Origin of the sequence: Nesterenkonia aurantiaca (genome assembly GCF_004364585.1) — a bacterium.
Classification (GTDB): Bacteria; Actinomycetota; Actinomycetes; order Actinomycetales; family Micrococcaceae; genus Nesterenkonia; species Nesterenkonia aurantiaca.
On the sequence record NZ_SOAN01000003.1, the window covers coordinates 72528 to 98904 of the forward strand.

At 66.8% G+C, this 26377-nt stretch carries 24 protein-coding genes and 1 pseudogene; 5 read left to right on the forward strand and 20 right to left on the reverse strand.

All coding sequences use genetic code 11. From position 1 onward, the window contains the following. The first annotated feature begins 8 nt into the window (after nt 1-8). The 3 genes from EV640_RS04980 to EV640_RS04990 all read left to right on the forward strand — a co-directional run bounded on the left by EV640_RS04980 (nt 9) and on the right by EV640_RS04990 (nt 2568). Complete coding sequence (locus EV640_RS04980) at nt 9-938, forward strand: bifunctional methylenetetrahydrofolate dehydrogenase/methenyltetrahydrofolate cyclohydrolase (RefSeq protein WP_133725975.1); 930 nt, start codon at nt 9-11, stop codon at nt 936-938. A gap of 64 nt (nt 939-1002) precedes the next feature. Next, nucleotides 1003-2025 (forward strand): LLM class flavin-dependent oxidoreductase, encoded by a 1023-nt coding sequence (locus EV640_RS04985; RefSeq protein WP_133725976.1) that lies wholly within the window; start codon nt 1003-1005, stop codon nt 2023-2025. A 195-nt stretch (nt 2026-2220) separates the two neighbouring features. Next, nucleotides 2221-2568 carry a TfoX/Sxy family protein gene (locus tag EV640_RS04990; protein WP_133725977.1) on the forward strand — a complete coding sequence of 116 codons (348 nt, stop codon included), beginning with the start codon at nt 2221-2223 and terminating at the stop codon, nt 2566-2568. 106 nt (nt 2569-2674) lie between these two features. Here the strand turns inward: EV640_RS04990 and EV640_RS04995 are convergent, their stop codons facing one another. Both EV640_RS04995 and EV640_RS05000 read right to left on the reverse strand, forming a co-directional pair. Continuing rightward, nucleotides 2675-3709: a PDR/VanB family oxidoreductase gene (locus tag EV640_RS04995; RefSeq protein WP_208292187.1), complete on the reverse strand. Its 1035-nt coding sequence runs from the start codon at nt 3707-3709 to the stop codon at nt 2675-2677. 6 nt (nt 3710-3715) lie between these two features. Next, nucleotides 3716-4834 carry an aromatic ring-hydroxylating dioxygenase subunit alpha gene (locus EV640_RS05000; protein WP_133725979.1) on the reverse strand — a complete coding sequence of 373 codons (1119 nt, stop codon included), beginning with the start codon at nt 4832-4834 and terminating at the stop codon, nt 3716-3718. Between the two features lie 157 nt (nt 4835-4991). Between EV640_RS05000 and EV640_RS05005 the strand changes: the two genes are divergently transcribed. Then, nucleotides 4992-5585: a PadR family transcriptional regulator gene (locus EV640_RS05005; protein WP_133725980.1), complete on the forward strand. Its 594-nt coding sequence runs from the start codon at nt 4992-4994 to the stop codon at nt 5583-5585. Here the strand turns inward: EV640_RS05005 and EV640_RS05010 are convergent. From EV640_RS05010 to EV640_RS05040, 7 genes are all read right to left on the reverse strand, one after another. Next, nucleotides 5582-7138, reverse strand: a complete 1557-nt coding sequence (locus EV640_RS05010; protein ID WP_133725981.1) for an acyl-CoA synthetase — start codon at nt 7136-7138, stop codon at nt 5582-5584. The two genes, EV640_RS05005 and EV640_RS05010, sit on opposite strands and share 4 nt — an antisense overlap. Further along, the gene (locus EV640_RS05015; protein WP_133725982.1) at nt 7135-8139 is read right to left on the reverse strand and encodes an ABC transporter substrate-binding protein; all 1005 of its coding nucleotides are present in this window, start codon (nt 8137-8139) and stop codon (nt 7135-7137) included. The genes EV640_RS05010 and EV640_RS05015 overlap by 4 nt, the downstream gene beginning before the upstream one ends. A 159-nt stretch (nt 8140-8298) precedes the next feature. After that, the gene (locus tag EV640_RS05020; protein WP_133725983.1) at nt 8299-9306 is read right to left on the reverse strand and encodes an ABC transporter substrate-binding protein; all 1008 of its coding nucleotides are present in this window, start codon (nt 9304-9306) and stop codon (nt 8299-8301) included. Between the two features lie 97 nt (nt 9307-9403). Then, on the reverse strand, nt 9404-9877 hold the full coding sequence (locus EV640_RS05025; RefSeq protein WP_036476758.1) for a MaoC family dehydratase: 474 nt from the start codon (nt 9875-9877) through the stop codon (nt 9404-9406). 138 nt (nt 9878-10015) lie between these two features. After that, a complete protein-coding gene (locus EV640_RS05030) occupies nt 10016-11212 on the reverse strand; it encodes an acyl-CoA dehydrogenase family protein (RefSeq protein WP_133726080.1) in 1197 nt (398 codons plus the stop codon). Nucleotides 11213-11234: 22 nt separating this feature from the next. Further along, nucleotides 11235-12137: an amidohydrolase family protein gene (locus tag EV640_RS05035; RefSeq protein ID WP_133725984.1), complete on the reverse strand. Its 903-nt coding sequence runs from the start codon at nt 12135-12137 to the stop codon at nt 11235-11237. Between the two features lie 71 nt (nt 12138-12208). Further along, entirely contained in the window at nt 12209-13132 is a 924-nt protein-coding gene (locus EV640_RS05040) for an SDR family NAD(P)-dependent oxidoreductase (protein ID WP_133725985.1), read from the reverse strand. A 131-nt stretch (nt 13133-13263) separates the two neighbouring features. Here EV640_RS05040 and EV640_RS05045 point away from each other — a divergent pair, with 131 nt between their 5' ends. Continuing rightward, nucleotides 13264-13764 (forward strand): MarR family winged helix-turn-helix transcriptional regulator, encoded by a 501-nt coding sequence (locus EV640_RS05045; RefSeq protein ID WP_133725986.1) that lies wholly within the window; start codon nt 13264-13266, stop codon nt 13762-13764. A gap of 39 nt (nt 13765-13803) precedes the next feature. Here the strand turns inward: EV640_RS05045 and EV640_RS05050 are convergent, their stop codons facing one another. The 11 genes and pseudogenes from EV640_RS05050 to EV640_RS05095 form a co-directional block, all read right to left on the reverse strand. Continuing rightward, nucleotides 13804-14601 carry an ABC transporter ATP-binding protein gene (locus tag EV640_RS05050; RefSeq protein ID WP_051501370.1) on the reverse strand — a complete coding sequence of 266 codons (798 nt, stop codon included), beginning with the start codon at nt 14599-14601 and terminating at the stop codon, nt 13804-13806. A 202-nt stretch (nt 14602-14803) separates the two neighbouring features. Next, nucleotides 14804-15577: an ABC transporter permease gene (locus EV640_RS05055; RefSeq protein ID WP_133725987.1), complete on the reverse strand. Its 774-nt coding sequence runs from the start codon at nt 15575-15577 to the stop codon at nt 14804-14806. Next, nucleotides 15574-16623: an ABC transporter permease gene (locus EV640_RS05060; protein ID WP_084479669.1), complete on the reverse strand. Its 1050-nt coding sequence runs from the start codon at nt 16621-16623 to the stop codon at nt 15574-15576. Before EV640_RS05060 ends, EV640_RS05055 begins: the two co-directional genes overlap by 4 nt. Nucleotides 16624-16849: 226 nt before the next feature. After that, the gene (locus EV640_RS05065) at nt 16850-18583 is read right to left on the reverse strand and encodes an ABC transporter permease subunit (protein WP_341802706.1); all 1734 of its coding nucleotides are present in this window, start codon (nt 18581-18583) and stop codon (nt 16850-16852) included. 79 nt (nt 18584-18662) lie between these two features. Further along, nucleotides 18663-20180, reverse strand: coding sequence for an ABC transporter substrate-binding protein (locus EV640_RS05070; protein ID WP_243832235.1), 1518 nt, complete (start codon nt 20178-20180; stop codon nt 18663-18665). Between the two features lie 49 nt (nt 20181-20229). Continuing rightward, entirely contained in the window at nt 20230-20856 is a 627-nt protein-coding gene (locus tag EV640_RS13830) for an MFS transporter (RefSeq protein ID WP_243832236.1), read from the reverse strand. A 111-nt stretch (nt 20857-20967) separates the two neighbouring features. Next, nucleotides 20968-21591 (reverse strand): annotated as a pseudogene (locus EV640_RS14030) (MFS transporter); the annotation flags it as partial. Then, nucleotides 21588-22433 (reverse strand): ATP-binding cassette domain-containing protein, encoded by an 846-nt coding sequence (locus tag EV640_RS05080; protein WP_235181082.1) that lies wholly within the window; start codon nt 22431-22433, stop codon nt 21588-21590. The pseudogene EV640_RS14030 and the gene EV640_RS05080, both read right to left, overlap by 4 nt. Continuing rightward, nucleotides 22430-23215, reverse strand: a complete 786-nt coding sequence (locus EV640_RS05085) for an ATP-binding cassette domain-containing protein (protein WP_166645874.1) — start codon at nt 23213-23215, stop codon at nt 22430-22432. The genes EV640_RS05080 and EV640_RS05085 overlap by 4 nt, the downstream gene beginning before the upstream one ends. 217 nt (nt 23216-23432) lie before the next feature. Further along, a complete protein-coding gene (locus EV640_RS05090; protein WP_243832237.1) occupies nt 23433-25244 on the reverse strand; it encodes an ABC transporter permease in 1812 nt (603 codons plus the stop codon). Continuing rightward, entirely contained in the window at nt 25234-26238 is a 1005-nt protein-coding gene (locus EV640_RS05095; protein WP_133725991.1) for an ABC transporter ATP-binding protein, read from the reverse strand. The genes EV640_RS05090 and EV640_RS05095 overlap by 11 nt, the downstream gene beginning before the upstream one ends. Nucleotides 26239-26377: the final 139 nt, after the last annotated feature.

Genomic DNA, 26377 nt, shown 5'->3' on the forward strand with positions numbered 1-26377 from the left:
ATCGAACGATGACCGAGACCTCTCAGCAAGACGCCCAGCAGGCTCAGGCTCCTTCGCAGGCGCAGGTCCTCGACGGCAGAGCCACCGCCAAGGCGCTGAAGGCCGACCTCGCCGAGCGCGTCGCGAAGCTGAAGGCCCGCGGGGTCACCCCGGGCCTGGGCACGGTGCTGGTCGGCGCCGATCCGGGCAGCCAGTCCTACGTGGCGGGCAAGCACCGCGACTGCGCCGAGGTGGGGATCAACTCCATCCAGGTGGAGCTCGGCGCCGACACCACCCAGGATGAGCTGCTCGCAGAGCTGGAGAAGCTCAACAACGACCCGGCCTGCACCGGCTACATCGTGCAGCTGCCGCTGCCCAAGCAGCTGAACACCCAGCAGGTGCTCGAGGCGATCTCTCCCGAGAAGGACGCCGACGGGCTGCATCCGATGAACCTCGGACGGCTGGTGGCCAACGTCAACGAGGAGATCACCACCCCGCTGCCGTGCACGCCCCAGGGCTGCGTGGACCTTCTGGACCACTACGGCCTGGACCTGCGCGGCAAGCACGTCGTCGTCGTCGGACGCGGGGTCACGATCGGCCGGCCGATCGGGCTGCTGCTGACCCGGCGCGACGTCAACGCCACCGTGACCCTCTGTCACACCGGCACCAAGGATCTCCCCGCGCACCTGGGCAGCGCCGATGTCGTGGTCGCCGCCGCAGGGGTCAAGCACATGATCGACCCGGCTGACCTGAAGCCCGGCGTGATCGCGCTGGACGTGGGCGTCACCCGCGAGGTGAACCCGGAGACCGGCAAGGCCAAGATCTACGGCGACCTCGCCCCGGGCATCGAGTCGGTGGCCTCCTGGTATTCACCCAACCCCGGCGGCGTCGGACCGATGACCCGCGCCGAGCTGCTGGCCAACGTGGTGCTCACCGCTGAGCGGCAGCTCACGCAGTAGCGGCGCACGGAGCACCCCTGGATGGTCGAGGAATACCCGCACCGCCAGGGGCGTTCTTTCAAATGTGAAAAACCTCGGATTCCTCTCTTTCGGACATTGGACGCCCTCACCGCATTCGCAGACCCGCTCTGCCTCTGAGGTGCTGCTGCAGTCCATCGACCTCGCCGTGGCGGCCGAGGAGCTGGGCGTCGACGGCGCCTACTACCGGGTGCACCACTTCGCCCGACAGCTGGCCTCGCCCTTCCCGCTGCTCGCCGCCGTCGGCGCCAAGACCTCGCGGATCGAAATCGGCACCGGCGTGATCGACATGCGCTATGAGAACCCGCTCTACTTCGCCGAGGACGCCGGCGCCGCGGATCTCATCGCCGAGGGCAGGCTCCAGCTCGGCATCTCCCGCGGCTCACCAGAGCAGGCCGTGGAGGGCTGGCGGCACTTCGGCTACGCGCCAGCCGAGGGCGAGTCCGACGCCGACATGGGACGCCGGCACACCGAGGTGGCCCTGCAGGTGCTCTCCGGGCAGGGCTTCGCCGAGCCCAGCCCGCGCCCGATGTTCCCCAACCCACCGGGGCTGCTGCGCCTGGAGCCGCACTCCGAGGGTCTGCGCCAGCGGATCTGGTGGGGCGCCGGATCCGACGCCACCGCCCGCTGGGCGGCCTCGCGCGGGATGAACCTGATGAGCTCCACCCTGAAGGATGATGAGACCGGCGAGCCGTTCCACATCCAGCAGGCCAAACAGATCCAGGCCTTCCGCGAGGAATGGGCCAAGCATGATCACGGCTTCGAACCCCGGGTCTCGGTCTCGCGTTCCATCCTGCCCATCGTCTCGGACCAGGACCGCGCCTACTTCCTGGGCCAGCGCGACTCCAAGGACCAGATCGGCATGATCGACGAGAAGACCCGGGCGATCTTCGGCCGCAGCTTCACCGCCGAGCCCGACGCCCTGGTCGAGGAGCTTGCCAAGGACGAGGCCGTCCAGGCCGCGGACACGGTGCTGGTGACCGTGCCCAACCAGCTGGGAGTCGACTACAACGCCCACATCCTGGAATCCCTGGTCGAGCACGTGGCCAAGCCACTGGGCTGGAAGTAACCCACCTTTGCGTTGAGGGGCGGATTCTCCGAGCATTTCATGGGCCGAAAGGCCTCAACTGCTCGGAGAATCCGCCCCTCAACGCGTGTGAGGCCCCTGGAATGTATGCGTGCCCTGGGCGGAGACTTAGACTCACCCCACGTGGACCTAGAACAGCTCACGCTGCTGTCACGGACTAGGCAGGGAAGAGGCAGCATGACCCCCGCGCAGGACGCCCTCCTCGAACGGCTTCGAGACCGTCTGGCTGAGGAACCCGTGATCCGAGAGGTCTCCATGTTCGGCGGACGATCGATCATGATCAACGAGAAGATGATCCTCAGTGCGTCCAAAGACGGAGGACTCCTGGTGCGCGTCGACGCCGACCGGCACCGGGAGCTGCTGGAGCGGCCGGGTGCGACCCAGGCGGAGATGGGGTCGGGACGCGACATGGGGCCAGGATGGATCCAGGTCGCCGCCGCTGCGATCGACGGCGACGAAGCTCTGAGTGGCTGGATCGCTGTGGCGCTTGAGCAAAACCGGGCGGTGACGGGCGGCGCTCCCTGAGAGTTGATCCATTCGGGATCCCCGCCATTGAGGGGCGGATTTCACGAGTAATCGGGGCCTTCTCGCCTATGAGATACCCGTAGAATCCGCCCCTCAACGCGGGGGGTCAGGGGAAGTCGAGGGTCAGCGAGGGCCGTGAGTGTGTTGGTGGAGGTGTGGCACCTGCCTCGAGGTCGGCATCAGCCTCGCCGCAGGAGGCCACCCGGGAGACACAGACGCAGAGCTTGGTGTCGGCACTCTTCTCGGCCTCGTTGAAGAAGACATCCCGGTGATCGATGACCCCGTTCAGCTGCTCGGCCTTGACCACGCAGAGTCCGCATTCGCCCTTGCGGCAGTCGTACATCGCCTCGACTCCGACCCGCTCCAGCGCCTCCAGGATGGACTCGTCCGGGGAGACCACGGTGTGGCGCTCAGAGCCGCGGATGTGCAGCTCGAACTCCTCGGGATCGAACCAGCCGCTGTTGCCGAAGGTCTCGTAGCGCAGGTTCGGCAGCGGCAGCTCGCGTTCGATCCAGGCGCGGCGAACCGCGTCCATCAGTCGGATGGGCCCGCACATGTAGAACTCCGTAGAGCCGTCCACCTGCCCGAGCAGCTCCTGGACGTCGAGGACGTCGCCCTCGTCATCCACCGAGAGTCGCAGCCGGGGGCCGTGCTCCTCGCGCAGCTCATCCAGGAACGCCATGGCCGGGCGGGAGCGTCCCACGAAGACCAGCTGGTAGTCCGCGCCGAGCCGTTTGAGCACCCGGGCCATCGAGTGGATCGCCGTGATGCCCACCCCTCCGGCGAGCAGCACGTAACGCGGCGCGCCCACCCGCAGCGGGAAGTTCTGCACCGGCGAGGTGATCTCCAGGGAATCTCCGACCTCCAGCGCATGCATGAACCGGGATCCGCCGCGCGAGGTGGGGGAGCGGCGCACCCCGACCTTCACCCAGCTCCCGTCCGCCGCGCCTTCGACCACCGAATAGGAGCGGACCAGTCCGGGTCCGCCGGCCCGCGCCGCGATGCGCACATCGATATGGGCGCCGGGCTCGGTGAACAGCGGGCGCTCACCGGACAGGATGATCTCGGCGATCTCCGCGGCGGCGGCCCGGCGCGAGGTCACCACGGCGCGCTGCCAGTGCAGCTGGGTTCCCTGTGACACCAGGGATCAGCCCTTGGCGTCGGTGAGGTCGGCGTCGGAGGCCATCATCGCGCGCTCGGCCTCCACGGCGCGCTGGATCAGCCGGCGCACCCACATGCCTCCCGCGTCGATGTTGAGGTTGTAGAACTCGTGGTCCGGGTTGTCCATGATGGCCTGCTGCTGCGCGGTGAGCATCTCCTCGTCCTCCGCGAAGACCCCGTGCACGCCGTCGCGCAGCTCGGTGGTGATCCGCTGGCTCTCCAGCCGGTAGTTGCGCATAAAGGCCCAGTAGTACATGGCATTGGCCTGATCCACCGGAGAGATCGTGTTCATCACGTAGCCGTTGACGCCCTGGCTGCGATCACCGGTGAGCCCCCCGGTGCCCGCCCTGGCCACGCCCACGTCGATGCAGATGGTGGAGGGCATCTGGAACTCGATGATCTGCCAGCGGTCGACCTTGCCTTCGAAGTCCGGGAACTTGTCGCGCATGTTCTTCAGCCAGAACGGCGGAGCGTCGATGTTCTCCATGAATCGGCTGACCGTCACCGTGCGCTCATCGTGAGTGACCTCGATATCGGACTCGCTGAGCTCCTTCTGCCCGATCGAGGAGGAGTGCAGGAACTCCTCGTGGGTGAGGTCCATCAGGTTGTCCAGCACCAGCTGGTAGTTCGCGCGCACCTCGATGGTCTTGCCGTCGCCGGCCCACTCGTCGGAGCCCATCTGGTGCATGTCCGGGATCAGCGCCGCGTCAGCGAGCATCGGATCGCCGGGCCAGACCCAGATGAAGCGGTGCCGTTCGACCACCGGGAAGGAGTTCACCATCGCCGAGGGATTGATCGTCTTCTGCGCCGGCATGAAGGTGCAGCGACCGGCGGAGTTGTACTGCAGGCCGTGATACGGGCACTGGACCCCGTCCGGACCCACCAGCGAGCCCATGGACAGCGGCGCGAGCCGGTGCCAGCAGGCGTCGGTCAATGCGACCGGGCGGCCTTCTTCGGTCCGGTAGAGCGCCATCGGGCGGTCGGCGATCTTCCGAGAGAGGATCTTCTTGCGGTTGACCTCGTGATCCCATCCGGCCACGTACCAGGCGTTGAGCGGGTAGGCCATGTTCTTCGCGGTGGCACCGCTTGGGCTGAGATCGGTCATGTCCGCCTCCTGGGACTCGAGGACGCCGCGGGGCCGATCGCGGTCCGCTCAGCAACGCCACTAGCTATCAACATAGGTATTTGTGCTCTGGGTCACAGAATAGCTCTGGATATAGTGGAGGGCAAGCACCCGCCCCTTTTCGAGAGGTTCCGACGCCGTGAGTCTGCGCTACGCCATCCTGGCGATCCTCACCGCAGCTCCGCTGACCGGGTATGAGACCGCGAAGCGCTTTGAGGGTTCGGTCGGGCACGTCTGGCATGCCCCGGACTCGCAGATCTATCCCGAGCTGCGACGGATGGAGGCCGAAGCCCTGGTCGAGGGCCGCGAGGAGCGCTGGGGCCCCAAGGGCACCAAGACGCGCTACTACATCACCGAGGCCGGGGAGGCCGCGTTCCGCAGCTGGATGGCGACTCCGCTGAAGTACGCTCCCTGGCGCGATGTGGCCCATATGCAGGCGGCGTACTTCGAATGGGCAGAGCCCGCGAGCGTGCGCATGCACCTGAAGCAGCACGCCGCGCACTACACCGAACAGATCGCGCAGTGGAGCAGTCAGATCGAAGCGATCCGATCTCATGAACACCCGATGATCGCCGCCCGGCTGGAGCGTTATCCGGCGGAGCAGCACGAGCGCATCGTCGCGTTCAAGGCCTTCGCCTATGAGGGACTGATCCGGCTGGCCCAGGCCGAGGTGGACTGGGCGCGCAGCGGACTGGAGCTGCTGGAGCAGCTCGACGGCGACGCGCCGGCCTAGGCGTACTGCCGGCGGAGGTCAGGCTTGCGGATCTTGCCCGAGGCCGTGCGGGGCATGGACTCCACGAAGACCACCGACTTCGGGATCTTATAGCGGGCCAGCTTGCCGTCCAGATGGTGCAGCACCTGTTCTTCGGTGAGCTCGTGGCCCTCGCGCACCACGATCACCGCCCGCGGGACCTCGCCCCAGTGGGCATCTTCCACCCCGATGACGGCCACGGCGGCCACCGCCTCCAGCGCGGCGATCTGCTGCTCCACCTGGGCGGGGTAGATGTTCTCGCCGCCGGAGATGATCATGTCCTTGAGCCGGTCGGAGATGAACAGGAAGCCGTCCTCGTCGAAGTACCCCATGTCTCCGGTCTTGAGCCAGAGGCCGTCATCCTCGCGCACAAAGGAGGAGGCGGTGGCTTCGGGTCGGTTCCAGTATTCGGCGATCACGTTGGGACCGTGCACCTGGATCTCACCCACCTCGCCCACCGCGCAGGGCTGATCCATCGGGTCCACCACCCGGACATCGGTGTGGAAGTGCGCGAGCCCGCCGGAGCCCTGTTTGGGTCGGGAGTGCGCCGGGGGCAGGGTCGTGGCTCCCGGGGAGGTCTCGGTCATCCCGTAGCCCATGGTGAACGCGAGTCCACGACTCTCGTAGGCGTCGAGCACCCGCAGCGGCACCGCCGAGCCGCCACAGGTGAGGTTGCGCAACGAGGAGATGTCGGTGTGCTCCCACTGCGGATGCTCACAGATCAGCTGGAAGGTGGTGGGCACCCCGGAGAGGTTGGTGACATGGTGCTCCTCGATCAGCGCCAGCACCCGGCCCGGTTCGAAGCGCTGCTCCAGAATGATGCGGCCGCCCTTGAGCAGCACCGGCAGCGCCCCCTGACCCAGGGCCGCAACGTGGAACAGCGGTGCGATCATCAGCGCCACGTCCTTGCTGGAGAGATCGAAGTCGGTGAGCACATTGATCGCGTTCCAGGTCAGGTTCCCGTGGGTGAGCATCGCCCCCTTGGGGCTCCCGGTGGTGCCCGAGGTGTAGAGGATCACCGCGAGGTCTTCGAGCCCGACGGCGACGTCGAGGCGCTGCTCGGCCCCTGAGGTCAGCACTGCCTCGAACTCCTCCGTGGTCACCGGGAACACCGCGGATTCTTCGGGTGCAGCCGCTCCCTCGGCCACGGCGAGCACAAGTTCCACGGCGGTGTCCCGGCAGGCCGGTGCGGCCAGCGGTGCCAGCGGGGTCGAGGTGACCAGCACTCGGGCGCCTGAGTCCTGCAGCGCAAACTGCACCTCCGGCGGGGCCAGGCGGGTGTTCAGCGGCACGAAGACCGCTCCGATGCTTCCGGTGGCGAAGAGCGTCTCGAGAAACGCCGCGGAGTTCTCGCCCAGATACGCCACTCGGTCCCCGGGCCTGATCCCGCGGTCGGCAAGCGCGTTGGCGAGCTTGTCGATGCGCCGCGCCAGCTGGTCGTAGGTCTGCTCTCCGGCCGCGCTGATCAGCGCTGTCTGTCCGCGGGAGCGCACCCTGCGCCGATGGATCCAATCGCCGAGTCCGTGGTTCTTCATCGTGCGCCCTCCCAGACCAGTTCATCGACGTTCGGGACCTCGCCGATGAGTCCGTGGCGTTCCGAGATCTCCGCGACCTGCTGGAGGGAATCCATGTTGACCTCCTCCGGGAACGCGGGAATCGTGATCTCACTCAGCAGGGACTCATCGATGGTCGTGTACTCGAGCAGCACCTCTCGCACCGCCTCCGGATTCTCCTCGGCGTAGGCCTGAGATTCCTGGACCGCGGCGTGGAAGCTCTCCACCAGCTCCGGGTCCTCGTCGACCAGCTGCTGGGAGGCGAAGTAGGTGCCTACACCCAGCTCCTCGACCACGTCGGCGAAGGGTGCGAAGACCCGGTCATAGCCTTCATTGTCGGCGATGCTCGCGAAGGGGTCCACTGCGAAGATGGCGTCGACGTTGTCGGCTTCGAGCTGGGCGAGCATGTCGGGGAAGGCGACCTCGACGAAGTCGACGTTCGACGCCTCCCCGCCTGCTTCGAGCACGCCTTCGGAGATCATCGAGTCCGAGATGTTGTTGAGCGTGTTGACCGCCACCCGCTGGCCTTCAAGGTCGGCGACGGATTCGATGCCGGAGTCCGGCTTGACCAGGATCGCTGAGAAGTCATTCTCGGAGTCTCCCGTGGTCTGCGGCCCGGCCGCCACGGTCTGCAGCGGTAGGCCGTTGTCGGCGGCGACGAGCAGGGAGGTCACGTTGGAGAAGCCGAAGTCGAAGTCACCCGTGGATACGGCGGGGATGATGGCCGCGCCGCCCTGGGCCAGGGTGAGTGTCAGGTTCAACCCGTGGTCTTCGAAGATGCCCTCCTGCTGACCCAGGTAGATGGAGGCGACGTCGACGATCGGGATCAGACCGACCTCCACCTCGGTGAGCTCGCCGTCCTCGGTTTGAGCGTCACCCTCGGCGGCCTCACCGTCGGCATCACCGGAGGGGGACCCGCTGCCGCAGGCTGAGAGGGCAAGGACGGCGCAGAGGGCAAAGGCCCCGCGAGACAGGTGTTTCATGATGGTTCTCCGATGCGGGCAGAGGTGGAAGGGGTGAGGTCAGAGGTGCGGGTATGAGAGGTCGGCGCGTGAAGGCCGTTGCGGGGGAGATCGGGAGGTCAGCGCCGGTGGGCGTCAGGGGTGGCCCTGGCGCCCACCAGCGCCGTCAGGCGATGGGGCTCACTCGCCTTCGAAGTACAGCGTGGAGGTGTCCGGCTCCTCTCCGATGAAGTCGAACTTCACCATGAGCGCCCCGGCCTCCTCGATCTGCTCTCTGCGGATCTCGCCGTCGAGCTCCTCCGTGCGCAGGTTCTCCGCGGCCTCCTCGGGCAGGTCGATGAACTCCGGAAGCAGTGCGCGCACGCCCTCCTCGTCGGCCTCCGCGGCCTGCAACGATTCGGTCATCGCATCGCTGAAGGCCTGGGCGACCTCGGGGTTCTCCTCGATGTACTCCCCGGAGCTGAAGCTCACCATGGTGGGCATGCCCGGGATCGAGTCCTGGAAGGAGTAGCCGACCAGCTGATGGGCATCGTCGGCCAGCGCGTTGCTCAGGAAGGGCTCGGGCACCCAGATGGCGTCGGTGTTGCCCTGTTCCAACTGGGCCTGCATATCCGGGAACGGCATCTCGGAGAACTCGACGGCCGACGGGTCGCCGCCGGCCTTCTCCACGGATTCCATGATGGTCAGATCACCCTGGGTCTGCAGCGCGTTGACCGAGACGGTGTTGCCCTCGAGATCGTCCCAGTCCTCGATTCCGCTCTCCACGGTGGTGACCACGCCAGCGATGTCATCGCCCTCGGCCAACGAGTTCGAGTAACCCGTGACGATCTTCATGTCCAGTCCACGGCTGTTGGCGTTGAGCACCGAGTTGGGGTTGCCGACGCCGAACTGCAGCTGCTGGTTGCTCACGGCCGGCAGCATCGCGGCACCGGCGTTGGAGTCAGAGAGCTCGACGTCGAGCCCGTGCTCCTCGAAGATGCCGTTCTCGATGCCGTAGTAGATCCCCACAGAGGGGGCGATGGGCAGCACGCCCACGGTGATCTCGGTCATCTCGCCGTTCTCACTCGCGGTCTCGGCGCCATTGCCGTCCTCCTCTTCGTCCCCGGCCGGGGACCCCGAGCCGCAGGCGCTCAATGCCAGGATGCTGACTGCCGCGAGTCCGGTGATGGATGCGATGTTCTTCTTCATGACTGCTCCTTGAGGTGCGGGTCGCAGAACGGCGGCCCTCGATGGGTGTGACGTGTCGTCTAGAGGAGTGGGCGCAACAGGGGTGCTCAGGTGCGGATCAGGGGTAGAAGCGCGCCAGGAAGGTCGCTACGACGGCGGGGCGCTCCTGACCTTCGACCTCGAAGGTCGCGTCCACGACCAGGTGGAGGCCTCCGCCCTTGACCTCTTCGACGGCGCTGATGGTGCCGCGCATCCGCACCTTGGAGCCGACCTTCACCGGCGCGGTGAAGCGGACCTTGTCCAGTCCGTAGTTGAGCTTGGTGCTGACGTCGGTGACGTCGAAGAGCTCGCCCCAGAAGGGGATGATCAGGGACAGGGTGAGGAAGCCGTGGGCGATGGGCGCGCCGAACGGGCCGTCCTTGGCGCGCTCAGGGTCCACGTGGATCCACTGGTGATCATCGGTGGCGTCGGCGAAGGTGTTGACCATCTCCTGGGTGATCTCGCGCCAGGCGGTCTCTCCCAGGTCGGTGCCGGCCATGGCGCGGGCGTCCTCGAACGAGACGACGGTGCGGGCGGAGGGGGTGTCGGTCATGCTGCTCCTTGAGGTGGCGGGTGGTTGGTTGACTGTGAGCAGGGGTGGGACTGTGAGTGCGGTTCTGGAGGTGTGGCCTGGGTCACATTTGTTTTCGGATAGGCTTCGGCCCGGGCGAGAAGCCCCGGGTGGTCCCGGCTAGGTGAAGGCGCCCACCCCGGTCACGGCGCGGCCCACGATCAGTGCGTTGATCTCGTGGGTGCCTTCGTAGGAGTAGATCGCCTCGGCGTCGGCGTGGAACCGGGCGACGTCGGTGTCGAGGGTGATCCCGTTGCCGCCGCAGACCTCGCGGGCCAGTGCCACGGTCTCGCGCAGCCTCAGCGAGGTGTACATCTTGGCCAGGGCGGAGTTCTCGTCGCGGTAGATCCCGGCCGCCTGCTGCTCGGTGAGCTGGACGACCATGCCCAGCGCGGCGGTCAGGTTGCCCAGCATCATCGCGAGCTTCTCCTGGATCAGCTGAAATCCAGCGATGGGCCGGCCGAACTGCTCCCGGTGCGTGACGTAGGCCAGGGCGGCCTCGTAGGCCCCGGCCATGGCCCCGGTGGCCATCCAGGCGACGTCGGAACGCATCCGGCGCAGGCATCCGGCGACGTCGGTGAAGCTGTTGATCTGCTGCAGTCGAGCGCTGTCCGGGACCCGGACCTGCCGGTAGCTGATGTCGGCGTTCTGCATGATCCGCAGCGAGGCCTTGCGCGGGATGACCTCCATGGAGACACCTGGCGCTGAGGTGGGCACCAGGAAGCACTTCACCTGGCCGTCCGCGGCGTCGCGGGCGAAGGTGGCGACGACGTCGGCGGCGGTCGCTCCGCCGATCCAGCGTTTGGCACCGTCGATGATCCAGTCCCCGGTCTCCGGTTCCTGGGCGGCGCTGGTGGCGAGACCGCCCGCGACATCGGAGCCGTGGTCTGGTTCGGTGAGTCCGAAGACCCCGGTCAGTTCATGGGAGACGATCTTGGCATCGAGCTCCCGGGCCTGCTGCGCGGAGCCGCCCATGGTGCAGACCGTGCGGAACAGACTGGCCTGGGCGTTGTAGTAGGTGGCCACATTGATGTCGCATCGGGTGAGCTCGAAGTTTCGGAAGCCCAGGAAGATGTCGCGGATCGGTTCTCCGGCCTCTCGCAGGGCGGGCGGGTCCATCAGCTCCAGGCTGCGCAGCGGGGCGATGATCTCCTCAGGGAAGCGTGCCTCATCCCATGCCGCGTTCAGGTGTGGATGGACCTGTTCAGTGAGCACCTGCCGCAGATCGGTGATCACGCGGCGCTCCGCGGTGGTCAGCCGTTCGGCGAAGCCATAGAGGTCCGAAGGGATCACCGTGCCGGTGGCTGGCTCACGCATGGCTGGCTTTCGCATGGCTGGTTCACGCATCGCGGACTCCCGCCGCGTCGAGTCCCAGCAGCGCGACCGCATTGTCTTTCAGGATCTTGGGCCGGACCTCGTCCTTGATCGGCAGATCAGCGAAGGCGCCGAGCCACTTCTCCGGGGTGATCAACGGGTAGTCGGTGCCGAAGAGCAGCTTGTCGGAGAGGATGTTGTTCGCGCTGCGGACCAGAGCGGAAGGGAAGTACTTCGGGGACCAGCCGGAGAGATCGATGTAGACGTTGGACTTATGCGTGGCGATCGAGATCGCCTCGTCCTGCCAGGGCACCGAGGGGTGCGCCATGATGATCGGCAGCCCGGGGAAGTCCGCGGCGACGTCGTCGAGCAGCAGCGGGTTGGAGTATTTCAGCTTCAGCCCCGCCCCGCCGGGAGTGCCGGCGCCCATGCCGTTCTGCCCGGTGTGGAAGATCAGCGGCAGGCCGATCTCCTGCAGCGTCTCCCACAGCGGGTAGAACTCAGGATCCGAGGGGTCGAATCCCTGCACCGTGGGGTGGAACTTGAACCCGCGCACGCCCAGCTCCTCGGCCTGCCGCCGCGCCTCCGCGAGGGCCGCGGGGCCTGTGCGCGGGTCCACCGAGCCGAAGGGCAGCAGCACGTCGTTGTTGCGCAGACACCCTGTCACCAGATCGTCGATGGAGTTCGGCGCGTGCTGCATCTGGGTCCGGGCGTCCACGGTGAAGACCACCGCCGCCATCCGGTGTGCCCGATACACCTCCGCGATGCGATCGATCGAAGGCGTGCGCTCGGCGGTCTTGAAGTACTTCGCCGAGGCTTCGAAGAACAGCTCGGGGAGGGCGCGATGCCCCTCGGCGTCCATCTCCAGGTGGACATGGGTGTCCACCGCCTCGATGGCCTGCACGTCGATGGCAGATCGGTAGCGCATCGGGGGTTCCTCTCCTGTTCGGGCCGCGGCGGGTGTGCGGACTGGTCTTGGCATGTGACCTCGGGTGCGGACTAGCTGGTGGGCTGCAGCTCGGCGGGGAGCTCCGGCATGGACTCGCCCACGGACTGCAGGTGGGCGCCGAGGATCTCGCGGCCCTGGGTCTGCAGCGTCGCGTAGTCCCAGCCGCCGTCGTGGAACTCCTCGACCACGGGCTCCGGGTGGCTCCAGACCTGCAGGCGGTCGCCGCCGGCACCGATGACCTGTCCGGTGATGCCCTCCACGGCGTCGGAGGCCAGGAAGGCGACGACGCCGGCCGCGTCCTGCGCCGTGCCGAAGCCGAGGCCCTTGCGGAAGAAGTCGGGCATGGGTTGGCCCTGCTCATCGGCCTCCACGGCCTTCTGGAAGTACGGCACGGTCTTGGTCATCGCGGTGGCGGCCACCGGAATCACGGCATTGACGCTGACTCCGGCACGCTTGAACTCCAGCGCCCAGGTGCGCACCATGCCGACGATGCCGGCCTTGGCGGCGGCGTAGTTGGTCTGTCCGAAGTTTCCGCGCTGACCGGTGGGGGAGCCGATGCACACGACCCGGCCGGCCACGCCCTCGGTCTTGAAGTGCTTGAATGCCGCCCGGACACAGGTGAAGGTGCCCTTGAGGTGGACGTTGATCACGGCGTCGAAGTCATCGTCGGACATCTTCAGCAACGACTTGTCGCGCAGGATCCCGGCGTTGGTGACCAGGATGTCGAGGCCGCCGAAGCTGGTCACCGCGGCGTCGACCAGCGCTTCGGCGGTCTCGGTGGAGCCCACCGGGGCCACCACGGCAATGGCGCGACCGCCGGCGGATTCGATCCTCGCCACGGCGGCGTCAGCAGTGGCCTGATCCACGTCGTTGATCACGACGGCGGCACCCTGGGCGGCGAGTTCCTGGGCGTATGCGAGTCCCAGTCCGGCTCCGGACCCGGTCACGATGGCTACCTTGCCTGCTAACGACATAGTCTCTCCTTCTGTCAGGCCTCGCGGCCGCTGCTTACTGTGATACATCTCACTTGATAATATTGAGAAAGTCAATGATTTGTCTTCTCACCCGTTCAATCCCGCCCCGGGAACCGCTGCTAGGAGAAACCATGCCCCCCTCGATCCCTGCCGACGCGGCGCACGCATCGCCTCTGACCCAGCCGACGGCCGGTCCCGGAGGCGAGGAGCGTTTCCAGCGCTCCGACCTGGCCCAGGAGGTCGCCTTCCTCACCGCGCGTGCCCGAGGCCGGGGCAACGCCCTGGCCAATCGTCTGCTGTCCGACCTGGGTCTGAAGGTGCGACCGTTCGCTGTGCTGGCCATGGCGTGTTCTGGGACCAACCCCTCTCAGCGTGAGCTGAGCGGCTTCCTGGACCTCGACCCCAGTCAGGTGGTCGCGCTGGTGGACATGCTCGAGGCGCGCGGCGCGATCCGCCGGGAGACCGACCCGCGGGATCGGCGCTCCAAGATCCTGGTCGCCACCGAGGCCGGCCTTGAGCTCTACGCCCAGGCGGTGCAGCGCACCCGCGAGGCCGAGGAGCAGACCCTGCATGCGCTGAGCCCCGCAGAGCGGGATCAGCTGCGCGAGCTGCTCGCCAAGGTCGTGTTCTGAACCGCTCGACTCGGGGGCGGCAGCTCCAGGCCGTCCGGCCTATCTCATCGCGGCCGCATCCTCGGGCCGGAAGCCCTTCTTCGCCAGCTGGATCTGTTCGTAGACGTGGTGGCGCAGCTCGGCGAAGCGCTGCGAGGATCTGGTCTCGAGCTGATCGCGCTCGGCTGGAAGGTCCACCAGCACGTCCTCCTGAATGATGGTCGGCGATGAGGACAGGATGATGACCCGTTCGCCCAGATAGACCGACTCGTCGATGTCGTGGGTCACGAAGAGCACCGAGACGCCCAGCTTCTTCCAGATGCCGCGGACCAGGTCCTCGAGGTCCGCGCGGGTCTGCGCATCCACTGCCGCGAAGGGCTCATCCATCAGCAGCACCTCCGGCTGATACGCCACCGCGCGGGCGATCGCCACGCGCTGCTGCATGCCGCCGGAGAGCTGCCAGGGATAGGACTTCGGGACATGGGCCAGCCCCACGGCCTCCAGTGCCTGCTCCACCGCCTCCTTCCGAGCGGACTTCTCCATCCCCTGGTTCTTCAGCGGCAGCTCGACGTTCTCGGCCACCCGCAGCCAGGGGAAGAGAGACCGGCCGTATTCCTGGAACACCACGGCCATCGACTTCGGCGGGCCGGTGACCTTCTGCCCGTGCAGGGTGACCTCACCGGCGCTGGGGGCCATCAGCCCCGAGATGCACTTGAGCAGCGTGGTCTTGCCGGAGCCGGACGGTCCCACCAAGCAGGCCAGCTGGCCCTTGGGCAGATCGAAGGTCAGGTTCCGCACCGCCTCGATGTCGCCGCCGTCGGTGTGGTAGACCTTCTTCAGATTCCGCACCGAGAGCATCGGCTGCTCATCCGGCATGGTCCTGCCCACCGGGATCCTGCCGTCCGGGGTGTCCTGGACGCTGGACTGGCTGATCACGGGATTCGTGGGCTGTGAGTGCGCGGAGGTCATCTCGGGGTCCCTTCTCTGGAAGTGAAGTCTCTGGCAGTGAGGCGTGTGCAATGGTGATGCACGGGGGTATGGCGTGGTGGGTGTGGCCGGCTCATGCCGACTGCTCGATCTCGCGCAGCCCGTGGTACCAGCCCAGGATCCAGCGCTCGGCGAGCTGGAAGATGAACGAGAGCACCACGCCGATGAGTCCCAGCAGGACGATCCCGGACCACATCTCCGGAATGGCGAAGGAGCGCTGGAACTGCACGATGGCGAAGCCCAGGCCTTCGGTGGAGGCGAACATCTCGGAGATCACCATCAGGATCAGCGCGATCGAGAGCGACTGCCGGATGCCCGCCATGATCTGCGGCATGGCCGAGGGCAGGATCAGATAGCGGATGCTGTTGATCTTGGTCATCCCATAGGTCCGACTGGTGTCGGCGAGCACCTCGTCCATGGAGCGCACGCCCTCGATGGTGTTGAGCAGGATCGGCCAGACGGCGCCGAGCACGATCACCGAGACTTTCATCTCGTCGCCGATGCCGATCAGCAGCATCAGCACCGGAATCAGCACCGTGGGCGGGATGGCGCGGAAGAACTCCAGGGTGGGCTCCAGCAGGGCGCGCAGCCAGCGGAAGGAGCCGATCAGCAGACCGCCGACGATCCCGATCAGGATGGAGAGTGCGATGCCTGCGATGAGCCGTCCCAGCGAGGGGAAGACGTCGCCGACGAAGCGGTCCGCGGTCCAGGTGTTGATGAAGGTCTCCACCAGCAGCTGCGGGGTGGGGACGAAGAAGCTCGCTTCGCCGAGGGTGGCGAGGAACCAGATGAAGAGCAGGATCAGCGGCAGGGCCACGATGTTGAGGAAACTCCGGATATACGTCATGCCGCCACCTCCGTGCGGACCGAGGAGTGCCAGGAGAGGACCTTGCGCTCGATCATCCGCATGACCAGGTTGATCAGAACCCCGAGCAGGCCGGTTGCCAGCACGAGGGCGTACATAGAGACATAGTTGCCTCCCGACTGGGCTCGGCTGATCTCGGCCCCCAGTCCGGGGGTGCCGATGATCAGCTGCGCGGTGACCGCCAGGATCAGCGCCACGGCGGCGGCCAGGCGCACACCGGTCATGATGTATGGCAGCGCGGTCGGGAAGGTGACGTGGCGCATCCGTGCCACCGGCCCCAGCCCATAGGACCGCGCGGTGTTCATCGCCACCGAGTCCACATCCGCCACCCCGTAGAGCACCTGGATCAGCACCTGCCAGAAGCAGGCGTAGACGATGAGCATCAGCGAAGACTCGATGCCCACCCCGAAGAGCAGCACGGCCAGAGGGATCAGCGCGACCGAGGGCACCGGGCGCAGGAACTCGATCGTGGAGTTCGTGAAGCGGCGCAGGAACGTCGAGGAGCCGATGATGAAGCCCAGTGCCGTGGCCATCGTGACGGCGATGACCATGCCCAGGGCCCAGGCGTGCATGGTGTCGAACACCGCGACCCAGAAATCGGTCAGTCCGAAGTTCGTGATCAGTCCGCCGATCGCCTCGGAGGCCGGGGGCATGAACCGTTCATTGACCAGTCCGACCCGCGGGACGATCTCCCAGGTCAGCAGCAGGCCGAGGACGCCGGCGGCACCGAGCAGCCGGGTGCTCCAGCCGCGTCGTCGCCGTCGTCGGGCTCGGCCTGGCCCGGAGGTCGTGGCGCGACCGGTGGCCCCGCTCTGCGCCACCGAAGTCAGCGGGGCCGCCGGGTCCGGTCGCGTGGCGATGTCCAGGCCTGCCGAGGTGGAGACATCGGTGTGCCGGCGGATGTCACCGCCTCGGCGGTCCGCGGCGGCGGAGGACTCCCAGCGGTGCAGCCGGTGGACCTCCTCCTCGCGGTTGCGTGGGGCGTCGCCGCGAGGATCCAGCCCCGGGCTCGAACTCTCATCAGTCATCTATGACTCCTTGTGCAAGGTTGCTCGGATCATCACAGCGAAGCCGTGCACACTGTGATGCAGAACACATCACCGTCAGGATAGGGCCCTGGGGCCAATAGTTCAAGAAGTCAATGATTGAGATAGTCAAGGGGTGGGGTGTCTGGAGGCTGGATCTTAACCTCAGGGGCAGAGCCGGCACCGAGGTGCCCGGGTCCGCCGACCCATTACAGGTGGTGGTCCTGCGCTACTGAAGGGTTAAGACCGAGGTCCCCTCCCGCAGCGGCGCAGCTTCCGGGCGGATCCTCCGGGAGGGTCTCGGCGGCAGCGAGGAGAGTGAGACGGCGAGTACGGAGGCCAGGATCAAGGCCGAGGCCGGACCCATGACCGTCCAAGGAGCGCGTTCGACGTAGCCCATTCCCTCCGCGAGCACCAAGCCCCATTCCGGCGCCGGCGGCTGTGCGCCGAGCCCCAGGAAGCTCAGAGCGGCCAGCGCCAGGGCAATCCCGGGGAGGCGCAGCATGGCATGCCGCGTGACCGGACCGATCAGGGCCGGAAGCACGTGGCGGAACATGATGCGCGCCCGACCGACGCCGAGCAGCGGCAACATCTTGATGTATGTGCGCGAGCTCATCTCAGTCACCAGTCCTGCGGTATAGACGGCCAGCGGCGCCCAGCTCACGGCGGTGATCGCCACCGCGGCCCCTAGGACGCTGGGACCAAAGACGGAGGCGACGAGAAGTCCGGCGATGATGGGAGGTGCTGCATTGGTCACCTCGGCCGGTCCGGAGGAGAGCCGGGGAAGGCACCCCAGGAACAGGCCGATCAGCAGGCACGCGAAGACGACTGCCAGAGCTGTGCCCAGCGTGGTCCAGGTGCCCTGTCCCACCCTTGCGAGGATGTCTCTGCCGGTTGCATCGGCACCCAATGGAAGCGCCGACGAAGGGGACGTGAGGCGGCCGTTGACCGCGCTGTAGGCGTCGCGCAAGCTACCTGCGACGGTGAGAAGCAGGAGCGCTGCCCCCGCAACCCCGGGCACGACCAGATCACGACGCCGACGGGACCGCTGCGGCATCTGAACCGGCACCGCGTCGTATCTCAGGGCCGGGCCCAGGAGCGCTCGTCGAGCGAGACTCGTCGTACTTCCGATGAGGATCGCGATGATCACCAGTGCCAGCACCCCGGCCTGCAGCGCCGGGATGTCCTGAGAGCTGGCAGCTCCCAGCGTCAATCTGCCCAACCCTGGGATCGCGAAGATCTGTTCCACAGCTACGGCGCCGCCGGTGAGGCCGATCAAGACCAGCCCTACCTGTCCCAGCACCGCCGGCAGAGAGCGGCGCAGGACCGCCGCCGCCAGAACCGTTCGGCTCACCCCGGCCATCTGCCAGGTTGCCGTCCAGCGTTCCGCGAAGGTCCGCGTGATCGCTTCGACCATCAGCCTGCCGATCAGCCCTCCCCCTGGTATGCCCATGGCGAGGGCCGGCAGGACGGCGTATTCCGGGCCCCTCCAGCCGTATGGCGGAAACCATCCCAGCCATACCGCACCGAGCACCAGAAGACAGGCTGCGAGCAGGAACTCCGGCAAGGCCGTCAGAGTCGCTGCCGCAGCACCTGAACCCCGCGCCGATCGCCCGCGCAGGCCTGCGTACAGGGCCGGTACGCTCAGCGCAGCGGCCAGAAGCAGCGCGACGACGATCGCGAAACCCATCAGAGTCAGAGACACGGCGAGTGCGTCCAGGACTCCGGGAAGAACCGGGCGTCCGCTGATCCAGGATTCACCGGCGTCACCGCGCATCATCGCGGTCGCCCATTCCCAGAAGATCACCAACGGGCCCCGGTCCAGTCCGAGTTCGGCACTGACTCGCGCCAGATTCTCCGGAGTGGCCGGGAGGTCCGCATAGCGGGCGCGCAGAATCGTGTACTCGGCGGAGCTCCCGGACAGCCACGGGAGCATCCCGACCACGAGGACCACGGCAGTCACGGACAACAGACGCGACGCTGAGCTCACCCACACGCCTGGAGCGGCCCATCCCGGAGACCGCAGGCCTTTGGTCGTCAACTCAATCGCTTTCGCCGAGTGCGGTCTCGCCAGTGATCAGAAGTCGCTCCCGAGGGTCCTGTTCCGCCCCCGAGACAGAGGCTGCTTCTCCTTGGATCACACGTTCGTGCAGCAGTGGGATTGCCGCATCCTCGGCGAGGATCTGGGCTTCTGCCTCCATGATGGCGAGCTCTCGGCCATCAGCCGGGTATTGCTCCGAGGCGAACTGCAGCGCGGTATCGACGGAATCCGCGCAGAACTGAGAGATGTTGAAGGAGCCCTCGCAGGCGAAGTCGCTATACATGTAGGCCACCGGGTCGCCTGAATCCAACACGGTGGCTCGGGAGAGGATGAAGGCGTCGAACACCCCGTCCACCGCGTCTGCTTCGATGTACTGGTATTCACGCACGTCTTGGGTCACGACGAACCCCGCCTGTTCGAGCTGCTGCTCGAGCAGCACCGCGACCTCAGGAAGCTCAGAACGGTCGGTGAACGTGCCCAGCGAGATCTCAACCCCGTCCACGGCCGCGGGCTCGGCACGCTGTCCGATGATCTCTTGGTAGGAGGCTTCGTCACGGAGGTCCGCGGCCCACGGCAGGGCGGGCCCGAGCAGGCCTTCCGCGACGTCGGCACGACTTTCATAGGCCCCTTCTATCAAGGCGGCACGGTCGATGGCCTCACGAGCAGCCGCCCTCACTTCCGGGTCGGAGAACGGTCCCTCCTCGGTGTTCAGGTAGAGCGTATTGGTCCGTGGCATGGCGACTTCGTAGATGAGATCTTCATCGATCTGTCCGGCTTGCCCCACGGGCACGGCTTCAACGACATCGGCGTCTCCTGTGCGAAGCGCCGCGGCGCGTGCGGTGCCATCAGGGACGAACTCCACGTCCATGCCGCTGGCCCGCGCGGGGTCTCCCCAGTAGTCCTCATAGCGGTCAAGGGTGGCCGAGGAGGTGCCGTCCACGGAGATGAGTTCGAAAGGACCGGTGCCGTGACCGATCGGATCCACCACCTGAGCACCTTCGTAGGCCTCTTCGGCAAGGATCGAGAGTTGCGGGCTGGAGAGTCGTTGAGGCACCAGGGGGTCCTCATCTGCTGTGCGCACCAGAACGTCGTCGTCCTCGACGGAGAGCTCGAGATCGACGCCATCCAGGATGCGGGGCTGAGGGGAGGCGTCGATCGCTGCTTGCAGGGACTCCATCACGGCTGCGGCCGTGAGCTCCGAGCCGTCGTGGAAGGTCACGCCGTCTCGGATCGTGAACCGCCACAACGATGGATCAGCGTCGTCCTGGCTCCACTCGGTAGCCAGACCTGGCTGAGCCTCGCCCTCGGCGTCGAGCGCGATCAGGGTCTCCGCGGTGCTCCATCGCGAGAGCTTGAAGGCATCGTCACTGAGCGGTGACAGACCACTGCGGGGTGGCTGCAGCATGGCAACGCTGATGCGGGCATCGGTGTCAGCCGACTCTGAGGTGCTCTGTTCCTCTCCGGAGGAGCTGAAGCACCCGGTGAGCGCAAAGACGCCGGCCAGCGGAATCGTCGTCATCAGGCGGGGCATTGTCGGGGTTCGGGATCCCACGAGGGGACGTGTGGCGTTACGAGGTGAAGGTGTCATCGGGTGCTTTCTCGGTGTTTTCTGCGGATGGTTCGGGGGTCTTGGAGGTGGAGGCGAGTTGAGGTGGGGTTGGGAGGGTTCGGCCGATCAAGGTGGCGCTGATCAGGGGGAGCGTTCCAAGCAGCAGCCAGGGCGCCCATGAGAGTGCTTCTGAGAATGCGGCGAAGTGCAGAAGCGAGCCCGCGGCTGCATTGCCGAGCAGCACGGCGATGCCGCCGGCGGTCGCGAGCAGTCCGTAGTAGGAGCCCCACTGGGCCGTGCCCGCGAAGCGTGGGACAAGATCCAGGGCCACTGGGGCTGCCATCAGGTGCCCCAGGATCCAAAGAGCGACGGCGGTCGTCGCGGGGGCGAGTTCGAGCCCGACAGGTATCGCCGTGGTGGAGCAGGCGGCCAGGAGAAGGAACCCCGCAGCGGTGGTGAGGTATCCCAGCGGCAGGGCGCGCTGAGGACCGAGGCGCCGAGCCAGACGTGAGATCGGAAGCTGAAGCGTCACGGTGATCAGTGAGACCATCGCGAACAGCCACGCCAGCGTCTCGACGTCGGCGCCCGATCGGCGGATCTCCGCGGGCAGGCTCAGGTAGAGCTGGTTGTAGCTCAGCAGATCCACCGCATGGAGTGCGGTGAAGGCGATGAATCCACGGTGACGCAGACTCGCGCAGCGCCGTCGCGGGGGAATCCCGCCAGATCCCCGGACGAGCTTCCCCCTCCCAGCTGGCTGAGGGACGGCATGTGCCCTGTGCGGAGGCCGGGGGAGAAGCCATCCAAGAAGCAGCCCGACGAGAACGAAGAGAGCCGCCCCCGCGCCCGCCGCCGCACCGAATCCCCACCCCAGCAGAGCAGCTCCGAGGAAGGGTCCTATGGCGGCGCCAGTCTCTCCAACGACCGAGAGAGCTGCAAAGAGGGTGGGTTTCGCGGTGGTGGAGAGATCACGGTCTTCTCGCTGCGCCTGCGTCCGCGCCACCAGAGTGTTCAGTGCCGGAGAGAAGAGGGCGCCTCCGAGACCAGTGAGGACGGTGCCGAGGATGAATATCGTCAGGGAGTGCTGCCAGCTCACAGATGCCGCGAGAGTGCCGAAACCTGCGGCGCGAACGGCGCATCCGGTGAGTATCAGCGATCGAGCTCCATAACGGTCCGCCAGGATCCCTCCGAGAAGAAACATGCCCTGTTGGGCTGCGGTCCGGACGCCGAGCACGAGTCCTACCGCAGCCCCGCCCAGGGCGAAATCTTCGGCCAAGACGATGGCGATGAACGGGACGACGGCGTAGAAACCGAGATTGAAGACCCCTTGCGCTCCCAGCAACGTCGAGGCCTCCGGGGGGTTCCTGCGGGATCGGCGTCTCAAGAGTGCCGGCCTCGGTGCTCTCGGTGCGCGTCCCTGAGCTCGGGAGCGATGCGCGGCATGGAATGCACCAGCCGTGCGGTGGCGGCATGCTCCGGGTGGTCCATCAGGCGACTGATCTCTCCCCGCTCCACGAGTGACCCGTGGTCCATCACGACCGCGTCGTGGCAGAGGGCTCGTGCGGCATCGAGATCATGGGTCACCAAAAGCACGCCGAGACCGCGAACTGAGGAGAGCTCACGCAGAAGCGAGAGCACCTGGTCTCGGAGCGGGAGGTCCAGGCCGCTGACCGGTTCATCAGCGAGCAGGGTCTTGGGCCCGATGGCGATGGCCCGCGCGATCGCAACCCTCTGAGCCTGGCCTCCGGAGATCTCGGCGCGCTTCTTTGCCATCAGAGATGCCGGGAGATGCACCTGCTCGAGAGCGTCACGTGCTCTCAGCTGGTGGTCACCGGGGAGCTTCAGCCTGCGTAAGGGATCGGTGACGAGCTGTTCGACGCTCATCCGCGGATCCAGACTGGCCGCGCAGTCCTGGGGGATGAACTGCACCTGTCGTCGGAAGGCGCGCATCTGGGAGGTCCTCCGAGGATGGACGGCGGTCCCCTCGAATCGCACGAAGCCTCGCGTCGGTCGATCTGCGGCGAGGAGCAGAGAGAGCAGGGTTGATTTCCCGGAGCCGGAAGAGCCGATCAACGCTCTGCGCTGCCCCGACTGGATGCTGATGTTCGCATCGCGGACCGCCACCACTGGACTTCCTCCGCGGCCAGCGGGGAAGACCCGTGCAACCCCCACGGCTTCGAGCAGGCCTTCGGGTGCACCCTGGTCGAGGTGTCGTGTTTGGCTCATGAGACCGGCTCCGAGCGACGCATCGCCTCCGTGACCAGAGCGGCCGAGGTGGGATGTGCCGGAGACGCGATGAGATCTCGCATCGCCGAATCCTCCACGATCCGGCCCGCCTCCAAGACGACGGCGCGTTGGCACAGACCTGATGCCACTGAGAGGTCATGGGTCACAAAGACGACAGCTGTCGCCGGAGAGAGATTCGAGCTCAGGGCGCTCAGGACTGTGGCCTGTGAGACCACGTCGAGGGCGGTGGTCGGCTCATCCGCGACCAGCACCTGGGGCCCGCACGCCAGCGCAAGTGCGATGCACACTCGTTGACGCTGTCCCCCCGAGAGCTGAGCGGGGAACGAACGAGCGATGCGATGCCCGTCATGGAGCCCGACGGCGTCGAGCAGGTCCAGGACGTGCGCGTCACACGCGCCGCCTGATGCCTTGCGATCAACCCTGGACCGACCACGCTTGAGCGGCAGCATCAGCTGCGCGCCGATGCGCACCAGCGGATTCAGTGCATCCGAGCTGTCTTGGCGCACCGCGGCCACGTCGCGCACGCTCACCGAGTGAGAGTCACGGATGCGGCGGCCGCAGATCTCAATCTCGCCCGTGCGCGCCAGCGTGGGGGAGAGGCCTCCGGCGAGGCAGGAGGAGATCAGGGACTTGCCGGACCCTGAACGCCCCAGCAGAGCAATCCGTTCTCCTTGCTCCACGTGCAGGCTGATGTCGCGGAGCAGAGGTTCCCCGGTCTCGGACCGCACGCTGAGCTCGTGGGTCTGGATGATGGTGCGCACTTGCAGGGACCTCCGGATCTGGGACGGGCCGAGGTGACGGGCCTGTCCGGGCATCCAGAGACTATCGCTAATGAGTTGCATTAACGAAACAGCAGGGTCAATCGAGAGAAGAGTCACTCCAGACCCGTTGAGGGGCGGATTCTACGCACATCTCAAGGGCCAGATGGCCTTAAATGCTCGGAGAATCCGCCCCTCAACGGGTGGGGATGGGGTGGGATCAGCGGAGGAAGAGCTTCTTCATCCGGTAGGTGGTCAGCGCGAGCCCGACGACGATCATCACCAGGTAGTAGCCGATGTGCACCAGGGTCAGGCCGCTGAAGTCCCAGAACGCGATATCGCGCATGAGCTCCACGGCGTGCCACAGCGGCAGCGCCTGGATGAACGCCTGGACTCCGGCGGGATAGACGCTGATCGGGAACAGCGTGGCCGAGAACAGGAACATCGGCATCAGCACCATCATCATCCAGTCCATCTGCTGGAACCGGGTCATGAACGAGGTCACCGCCATCCCGACCGAGGCGAAGCCCAGGGCGACGAAGAGCGCGGTGAACCACATCAGCACCGCGGCCAGCGGGTCGATCAGGCCGCCGACCAGCAGCACGCCGATGAAGCCCAGCGCGTAGATCCCGCCGCGGAAGAGTGCCAGGCAGATCTCGCCGACCGCCACGTCCACCGGGCCCAGTGAGGTGGACATCATGGTCCGGTAGAGCTTGGTGATCTTGAGCTTGAAGAACACGTTCCAGGTGGAGTCGAAGATCGCGCCGTTCATCGCCGAGACCGCAAGCAGCGCCGGGGCGATGAATGCGGCGTAGCTGATCGTCCCGCCGCCGCGCAGGCCCACCTGTTCGGCGTCGACCCCGGCGATCATCGGGGAGATGCCCAGCCCGAAGGAGGTCAGGAACAGCACCGGCTCGAGCAGACCGGAGAGGAAGATGACCCCGCGGTTGTTCCGGATCGCGGTCAGGCCGCGGCCGAACACCGCACGAATGTTGCCGGAGTAGTAGTTCGCGCCGAACCCACGGCGGAAGGCGATCCGGGGCAGCGCGGTGCTGTCGGGCGCAGCGCCACCGGGTGCAGTGCTGTCGGCCGCGTCCTTCACCGCGAGCCGCTCTTGGCGCTTGGCGTCAGCCTTGGCGCCCGGTGTCCGGCCCCGCCATTCTTCGAGTCCGAGCCGGCGGGTGAAGATCCGCACCGTGGCCAGCCAGGCCGCGACCGTGATCCCCAGCAGGTAGAGCACGTGGAGCAGGATCAACCAGGCGGGGCTGGGCTGGCCGAAGGCGAGCACCCGGCCCAGCTCGTTGGCATGCCAGATGGGGGAGAACCAGCCCAGCACCTGCAGGAACCCGGGAAGGTTGGTGAGCGGATAGAACGTGCCGGAGAACAGGAACAGCGGCATGATGACGAAGCGCTGGATCAACGACATCTGCCCCTTCTCATCGCGCAGCGTGGACACATACGCCATGATCGGCAGCCCGATCGCCAGCCCGCCCAGCATCGCGCTGGCGATCATCAGCACGCCCAGCGGAGAGCTGATGGCGCCGAAGAGGTAGAGCACCACGGTGAAGATGGCCGCATGGATGCCGAAGCGCACGCTGACCGCGAGGATGTGCCCGGAGGCGATCTGGCCCGGACTCAACGGCGAGGCCTGGGCGCCGTAGTAGAGTCGGCGCCACTTGAACCCCTCCATCACCGGGAAGGTGAACTCGATGCCTGCGGCCATGGCCACGGTGGAGGCCAGGATCGCCGGCGCGATGTACATCAGGTAGCTGCTCGCGCCGTACTCGGCGAAGTCGCCGCCCTCGCCCACCAGGACGCCCAGCCCCAGGCCCATGGCCAGGATGTACATGATCGGCTGGCTCACCGAGGAGAACAGGATCACGGTGCCGTAGGCCCGCATGCTGCGCAGCGTGCGCTCGGCCTGGTGCAGCGCGCCGAAGCGTCGGGCCCGGCCGGCCATGGTCTGCTTGTCCGCGGCCTGGCTGACCGGCTGCTGCAGCTCGGGATCCGCGGTGAGTCGATCAGTCGACAAGGGTTCTCCCGGTCAGTCGCAGGAAGACGTCCTCCAGGGAGGACCGGCGCACCAGGGAGGTCATCGGACGAAGTCCGGCGGCGTGGATCTGCTCCAGCGCGGACTCTGCGGAGCCCGCGTAGACCAGCAGCCGGTCGGGCAGCACCTCCACGTGGCTGAAGCCGACGCCGACGCCGACGCCGACCCCGACGTCGGCGGCTGCGGCGCCGTTGGCACTCGCGGCGCCGGAGGAGAGCAGCGCGGTCAGCTGCTGGGCCTGCTCCTGGTTGCGGTCCATCCCGAAGCGCAGCTCCAGCACCTCCCGGGTCGAATGGTCGCGGATGAGTCCGGCAGGGGAGCCCTCCGCCATGATCCGGCCCTCATCGACCACGATCAGGCGCTCGCAGAGCTGCTCGGCCTCGTCCATATGATGGGTGGTGAGCACCAGTGTGGTCCCGGATTCACGCAGCCGGAACAGCCGGTCCCAGAGGATGTGTCGGGCCTGCGGGTCCAGCCCGGTGGTGGGCTCATCGAGCAGCAGGATCTCCGGCTCGTTGACCAGCGCGCGGGCGATGGTCAGCCGACGCTTCATGCCCCCGGAGAGGTCCTCCACCCGGGCCGTCGCCTTGTGGCTGAGCTGGGCGAACTCCAGCAGCTCTTCGGTCTTGGCGTTGAGCCAGCGGCGCGGCAGCCCGAAGTAGCGGCCATACATGATGATGTTCTCCCGGACGCTGAGCTCCTCGTCCAGGTTGTCCTGCTGCGGGATCACCCCCAGCCGGGCTCGGACCTCGGGGCCGTTCTGCTCCGGGTCGAGTCCGGCCACCGACATCGTGCCGGCGCTGCGCGAGGCCACGGCGGCGATCATCCGCATGGTGGTGGACTTGCCCGCACCGTTGGGTCCGAGCAGGCCGAAGGACTCGCCTCGGTTCACCGTGAAGTCGATGCCGTCCACGGCAGTGAAATCTCCATAGCGCTTGGTCAGACCTGTGGCGCGGATCGCATGTTCAACGGGCATGAGTGGCAGTGTACTCGCGGTGATGTCCCCTGGTGAGAGCGGGATCGACGCATTCTCGCAGAGTCGGGGCATCGGGCGAGTTCATCCTTTGGGTCGATGCCCTCGGAGCCGTCATCCGCGAGAATGAGCTGGTAGTTCA